The organism is uncultured Agrococcus sp. (assembly GCF_945915485.1).
Classification (GTDB): Bacteria; Actinomycetota; Actinomycetes; order Actinomycetales; family Microbacteriaceae; genus Agrococcus.
Genome location: NZ_CAMEFJ010000116.1, coordinates 1 through 6150 on the forward strand (window position 1 = coordinate 1; position 6150 = coordinate 6150).

A 6150-nucleotide genomic window follows, 5' to 3' on the forward strand; every position below is an offset into this window, starting at 1 on the left:
CTGCAGCGGCAACTGCGCAACATGATGACGGAGCACTGCGGTGTCGTACGAAGCGAAGAAGGTCTGCTTGAGGGTCTTGCGCAGCTCGACGAGATCGAGGAGCGCGCTGGCAAGCTGGGCGTGCATCCCGACATCGCCGGCTACTACGACCTTGCTCACGCGTTCGATCTCAAGGCGTCGATTCTCGCGGCGAGAGCGACCTTGCAGTCGGCGCTCGAGCGACGCGAGACGCGGGGCTGCCACAACCGCTCCGATTACCCCGAGCAGGATGCGGCGCTGCGGGTGAACATGGTGTGGTCGGCCGACGGCTCCGTCACGCAGGAACCGGTCGGTGAGGCTTCGCCCGAGATTGCAGCACTGATCCGCGACGTCTCGCAGGACGGCAAGCTGGTCGAATAGATTGTGCTGTCAATGCATTGAGCGAGAGGGGGAGCGTTCGTTAGCTTTGACGCATGGTCCGCACAGCCCGGATGCTCGTCGCGGCTTTCGCTTGCACGCTCCTCTGCGCTTCACTGTGATGCAGAGGAGCGGCAGCGGTTCTGCAGTCTGTCGGCTGCCTACACCTTGAGTGGGCTGAGCCAAGGGGCTGGAGTGGGGGTGGGCTGCCGAAAGCAGGCAGAATTCTGAAATTCGCACCAATCTGGCGGCCCATGGGTTACAGGGTGATACTTCTGCAGCGTGCCGGTCAATGTGACAGCATCACAGCCCAGGTACCCGCCTGAATTCACAACCCATCGTTCGAGATGACCTCCGACATACCTGGTTCCCAGTCCGCGGGGCTGACGCCCTCCCACAGCACAGCCGTTGGAGCTTGTTGTAAGCATTGACCGTTGAGTTCTTCCACGGCATGATCGGGCAACTGACTCATGGGATAGAACGGAGTAGCCCGCCATTCTTCTACAAAAGTCGCCCGGCTCGGTACATTGCTGATCGAGTAACCGGCATTTTCGATGCAGGGAATGAGCGCCTCAACCGTCCAGTCATACTGGGCGTTGAGCTGTTCTTCTCCCCATTCTCTTAAGTAAGCTGGATGTTGAGGATACTGTGAAAAGCACACGAACTGGTCTCGAAGCACGGCGTCAAGTTGCTCGGGAGGGGCATCCACTCCACTGTTTTCTGTGACCGTGTAACCCAACTCAGTCATGCACGCATCTACTGCGTCATTTTGGTCTTCCAACAGCACCCATCGCACGACATCGCCTCGTTCTGAAGGGTCAACTTCAAAAAACTCAGCCATCGTTTGGATACCTAGCTCGTATAGCTCTGTCTCCGCCGCATTGAGTTCCGACACTAGCGGCCCTCCGGAATTTGATTCGTCAGAAGGGGGCGCGCTTGAATGATCTTGCTGCGAGCATCCTGTAACAATTGCGCCAACCAGTACCGTGGTGCTTACTGCCTTCACCACAGCGCTTGAATGAGTGAAAACGCTTTTGTCACATTGCATCTGTGAACTCGTCAGAGTGCGCAGCTCGCGCTTGCACTATTGATTCCACCATTTGTCTCGACCGTCCAATTCGCAGCGAGTGAACCGCTATTCGTGGAATTATGACCCGCAGTGGTATATCTTCCTATGGCTTGGCCGTTTGCAGTGTGCGTGAGCATGAATAGCCCAGGTATACCTGTTTCGTAAGTGCTTGAAACCACGCGGACAGTTTGTGCTCCAGTGCATTCGCGGTAGCCTTCGGCCTTTGCGGCAAACGCTCCTTGCGGCCAGGCGAATACAAAGCTGAACGTTAGAACGGCGGCGATGGCTGCTCTACCTGGAACTTTTCCATAGTTCGTTTTCTTACCTATAGTGATACTCCTCATTGAGATACGCACGGGTAGCCTAGCCGTAAATGATGAATTATTCAACAGTTCGGTCATCGTGACAGCGTTGCGCCTTGGCCGTTTGGCTCGCCTACATCCGATGCGGCTCCCCGCGGTTGCTGCCGGGGCCCGCATTTGCTGCCGGGGGTTGCAGGCTCAACTGTCGAGTAGTGATTGCTCTGAGGTAGCGGGTCGACCGGCCGCGTCGATGAGCCGCTGCAGAGCGTCGAGATCTCCGGACGCTTCGAGCGTTTCAGCAGCCATGGCCCGTAGCAGCGGCTGCTTGCGCCCGAGCACTTCCTGCCATGCGGTCTTGGATGTGCGTACGAGGACATCGGGATCCTCGGCCGACGAACCTCGAATCAGATCCACCAGCAGACCCTCTTCGATCCGTAGCCAATACTGGTTGCGATCCAGCCAGATCGAGTACGTCGCAGTCCACGACTCTCGCCCTCGATGCTCGCTGTTGAAGAAGGTGCGAAGGCCGAGCATGACAGAGTCGGCGCTGATTTCACCCGCGAGCGGCACCACTGGTGATCTCACACCCCAGCGGGCAAGCGCCTGGAACACCGGTTCCAGCTCCGCACCCCACGAAGTAAGTGCGTACACCTGCACGGATGCCGGCGGCGGTAGCTGACGACGCGACAGAACTCCTGTCTCCTCGAGCGACCGCAAACGCCGCGAAAGCACGGCCGGCGTGATTCCAGGCAGCGCCTCCTCCAGGTCACGATAGCGACGTGACCCCAGGCGTAACTCACGCACGACCAGTAGCGCCCATCGCTCGCCGAGGATATCGAGCGATAAAGCTATCGGGCATCCCTCGCCATAGGATCTAGCCATCGGTCACCTCCATCGCTATTGTAAATATAGTAATCACTATATCTTTGATAGTTTAGAGTGGGGTTATGCGCCTGCGATCCGGTGAACGATTCGTGCCGTCCGATGAAGCGAAGATCTGCGCCGAGTCGTTTGGCAGGCCAACAGATCCCGCTATTCTCCTGATCTGCGGCGCTGCCGGGTCAATGGACTTCTGGGAAGACGAGTTCTGCTCCCGTATCGCCCAAGCCGAACGTTTCGTCATCCGCTACGACCTGCGAGACACCGGACGGTCCACGAACTATCCGGTCGGAGAACCCGGATACACGAGTGCCGACCTGGAAGCAGACGCTCTCGCGGTGCTGGATGGCTTCGGCGTAGACACGGCACACGTTTTCGGGGTCTCGATGGGTGGTGCCATTGCGCAACGACTTGCGCTCGATCATCCCGAACGTGTGGCGGGATTGATCCTGCAGTCGACCTCACCTGCCGTTGCGGGTGGAGAGGATCGTCCCGATTTACCGCCGATGGAGTCGCGGCTCGCAACGGTGTTCGATGGCGATGCTCCCGACCCTGACTGGTCCGACAGAACTGCTGCTATCGGGGCGATGGTCGAGGGGGAGAGGCCATTCACGGGCAGTGTTCCCTTCGACGCCGAGCGCATGCGGCACATCGCTGCCAGCGCCTACGCCCGCACCGCGGATATGGCCGCCATGCAGTCGAACCACTGGATCGCGGAGAGCGGGGAGACGACGAACAAGCGACTCAGCGAGATCTCCGCTCCGACCCTGGTCATGCACGGGACGGAAGACCCGTTGTTCCCCTACGCTCATGCTGCAGTGATTGCGGAGGAGATCCCGAACGCACGATTGGTGCCGTTGCACGGAATGGGGCACCAGTATCCTCCCGAACCGCTCTGGAACGTGATTATCGAAGAGGTCATTGCCCACACCGCTACCGTGGACACATGATCCGTACTACGCGGATGCTGCTGGCTGTCGGTGTCTGCCTCGCGCTGACCGGTTGCGTCGAAACGCCACAGGAGAATCTCCCGCCAGCCACGGACGCCGCCGTCGATGTGATCCGCATGGCGGCAGTCGGTGACTCCATCACGGCGGGAGACAGCCCGGACCTCGCCGGCGGAGTGCCAGGGCTCGAGTCGTGGGTGCACTATGCGATCGGCCCAGATGTCGAGCTCGTCGGCGGATGGGCGGAGCCGGGTGCATCCATCTCGCAGATGGCCGAAGCCGTAACCGTCCCGTTCGAAGCCGACGTCCTGGTGATTCTTGCCGGCACGAATGACGCCGAATGGATATCCCGCGAGGAGATCGATTCCGGTCTCAGATCGATCGTCGACAGGGCAGGGGTGGAGACGATTGTGCTGTCCTCCGTGCCACCGAACGATCTGGCTATAGAGAACACGTTGCAACTGAACGAATCGCTGGAGATCACCGCCAGGCAGAACGGCTGGACCTGGGTGGATTCATCGGCGGGACTGCGTGAAGGCGAGCGATTCGCAGAAGGCATGACGTACGACGGAGTGCACCCGACACAGGACGGCGCACGCGTCATCGGCGAGGCCATTCATGCTGCCGTCCTGGAAGCGGTGAGCGTCGAGTAGCAGTGACACGGCACCCGAGTCCTTGAGTGCCGCCGGGCGAGTTCGTTAGCGTTGATGCATGGTGCGCACGGCCCGGATGCTCTTGGCGGGTGCGGTCTGCCTGCTGCTGGCCGCCTGCACGACCGGAGACCGGCCGGAAGCTCCCGCGACTCCCAGCGTCACCGCGACCGACGGCATCATCCGTATGGCGGCCGTTGGTGATTCGATCACGGCCGCCGACAGCCCCGATATCGACGGGGGTGATCCCGGCCAGGAGTCATGGGTCAGCTACGCCGCTGGGCCGAGCATCGAATACGTCGGCGGTTGGGCCGTGTGGGGCGCGACGACCGGGCAGATGGCAGAGGGGATCACGGAGCCGTTCGACGCGGATGTCCTGGTGATCCTCGCGGGCACGAATGACGGGATGGGGACGCCTCCCGAGCAGATCGCCGAGAATCTCACAGCCATCGTCGACAGCGCAGGTGTCTCGAACGTCGTGCTGTCGTCGGTGCCGCCGATCGACCCGTCGCCCGGAACTGCTGAGCAACTCAACGCGCGGCTCGAGAACATCGCCAGCGAAAACGGCTGGTTCTGGGTCGACTCGACGGTGGATCTGCGCGACGAGGACGGACGATTCGTCGAGGGCATGGCATACGACGGGGTGCATCCGACTGAGGAAGGAGCCCGCATCATCGGCGAGGCGATTCAAGCCGTCATTCTCGAAGCGTTCGACCCCGCGTGAAACTCGTTGCCGTGCCGTAGTCTTGACTGCAGCATGACCGACATCGACCGCAAACTCGAAGCGATTTTCACGATCGCCGACGAGCCGCAATCTCCCACGCACCTCGCTGCCGCACTGCAGGAGCCCGTCGCCGCCGTGAAGGACGCGATTGATCGTCTGCGCGCCGATTACGACGGTGAGGGCGATGGCCCGGAGCGCGGATTCGAGCTGCGCGAAGTCGGCGGCGGATGGCGTCTCTACGTTCGGGAACTCTACGACGACGTCGTGGCAGATTTCGTCTCGACCGTCACGCCTTCGAAACTGTCGCACGCGGCCCTCGAAACGCTCGCGGTCATCGCTTACAAGCAGCCCATCACCAGGAGTCAGGTTGCGGCCATCCGCGCGGTCAACGTCGATTCGGTTGTGCGCACCCTGATGGCACGAGGGCTCGTGGAGGAGGCATTCACCGACCCCGACAGCGGCGCCATCCACTACCGCACGACCGATCAGCTGCTCACGCTGCTGGGCATCAACGACATCACCGAGCTGCCGCTCATCTCGCCGCTGCTGCCCGACTCTCCGGAGGAGGATCAGTGAGCGAGCAGCCGGAGCGACTCCAGAAGGTGCTCGCGGCGGCGGGCGTCGCGAGCCGCCGGGTGGTCGAAGACATGATCGTCGACGGGCGCATAACCGTCGACGGCAAACGCGTCACCGAACTCGGCACGCGCATCACGAAGGATGCCAGGGTCACGGTCGACGGCAAAGCGATCCAGCTGGACGCGTCGAAACGATACGTCATGCTGAACAAGCCCGCCGGTGTCGTCTCGACGATGCGCGACGAACACGGCAAGCCCGACCTGCGGCGCTACTCCAAAGCGTACGATGAGCGTCTATTCAACGTCGGCAGGCTCGATGAGGAGACGCACGGACTGCTGCTGCTGACCAACGACGGCGAAGCCACCCACAGGCTCGCGCATCCATCGTTCGAAGTCCAGAAAACCTACGTCGCGCTCGTGCAGGGGCGAGTCACGGGCGGCACGATCGCGGAGCTGCTGCGCGGTTTCGAACTCGACGACGGGTTCATTCAGGCCGATGCGGCGAGGGTCAAAGGCAACCGCGGCAAGCAGTCGATGGTGGAGCTGACACTGCACTCGGGCCGCAATCGCATCGTGAGGAGGATGCTCGCGCATCTGGGGCATCCCGT

The 6150-nt window shown here is 61.4% G+C and carries 7 protein-coding genes and 1 pseudogene; 6 read left to right on the plus strand and 2 right to left on the minus strand.

What is annotated here, in order from left to right:
* Positions 1-399 (plus strand): annotated as a pseudogene (locus tag Q0O95_RS12815) (succinate dehydrogenase); the annotation flags it as partial.
* A 325-nt stretch (positions 400-724) separates the two neighbouring features.
* On the opposite strand, the gene Q0O95_RS12820 reads toward Q0O95_RS12815, so the two are convergent.
* Together Q0O95_RS12820 and Q0O95_RS12825 are read right to left on the minus strand one after the other, a co-directional pair.
* Positions 725-1291, minus strand: coding sequence for a hypothetical protein (locus Q0O95_RS12820; protein ID WP_293699375.1), 567 nt, complete (start codon positions 1289-1291; stop codon positions 725-727).
* A gap of 674 nt (positions 1292-1965) precedes the next feature.
* Positions 1966-2649 carry a winged helix-turn-helix transcriptional regulator gene (locus Q0O95_RS12825; RefSeq protein ID WP_293699377.1) on the minus strand — a complete coding sequence of 228 codons (684 nt, stop codon included), beginning with the start codon at positions 2647-2649 and terminating at the stop codon, positions 1966-1968.
* A gap of 65 nt (positions 2650-2714) precedes the next feature.
* On the opposite strand from Q0O95_RS12825, the gene Q0O95_RS12830 reads away from it, so the two are divergent.
* From Q0O95_RS12830 to Q0O95_RS12850, 5 genes are all read left to right on the plus strand, one after another.
* A complete protein-coding gene (locus tag Q0O95_RS12830) occupies positions 2715-3596 on the plus strand; it encodes an alpha/beta hydrolase (RefSeq protein WP_293699379.1) in 882 nt (293 codons plus the stop codon).
* Positions 3593-4246: an SGNH/GDSL hydrolase family protein gene (locus Q0O95_RS12835; protein WP_293699381.1), complete on the plus strand. Its 654-nt coding sequence runs from the start codon at positions 3593-3595 to the stop codon at positions 4244-4246. Before Q0O95_RS12830 ends, Q0O95_RS12835 begins: the two co-directional genes overlap by 4 nt.
* A 58-nt stretch (positions 4247-4304) precedes the next feature.
* Positions 4305-4967, plus strand: a complete 663-nt coding sequence (locus Q0O95_RS12840) for a GDSL-type esterase/lipase family protein (RefSeq protein WP_293699383.1) — start codon at positions 4305-4307, stop codon at positions 4965-4967.
* 33 nt (positions 4968-5000) lie between these two features.
* Entirely contained in the window at positions 5001-5543 is a 543-nt protein-coding gene (locus Q0O95_RS12845) for an SMC-Scp complex subunit ScpB (protein WP_293699385.1), read from the plus strand.
* Positions 5540-6150 (plus strand): pseudouridine synthase (locus Q0O95_RS12850; protein WP_293699387.1); only part of this gene is annotated, 611 nt, incomplete at its 3' end. The genes Q0O95_RS12845 and Q0O95_RS12850, both read left to right, overlap by 4 nt.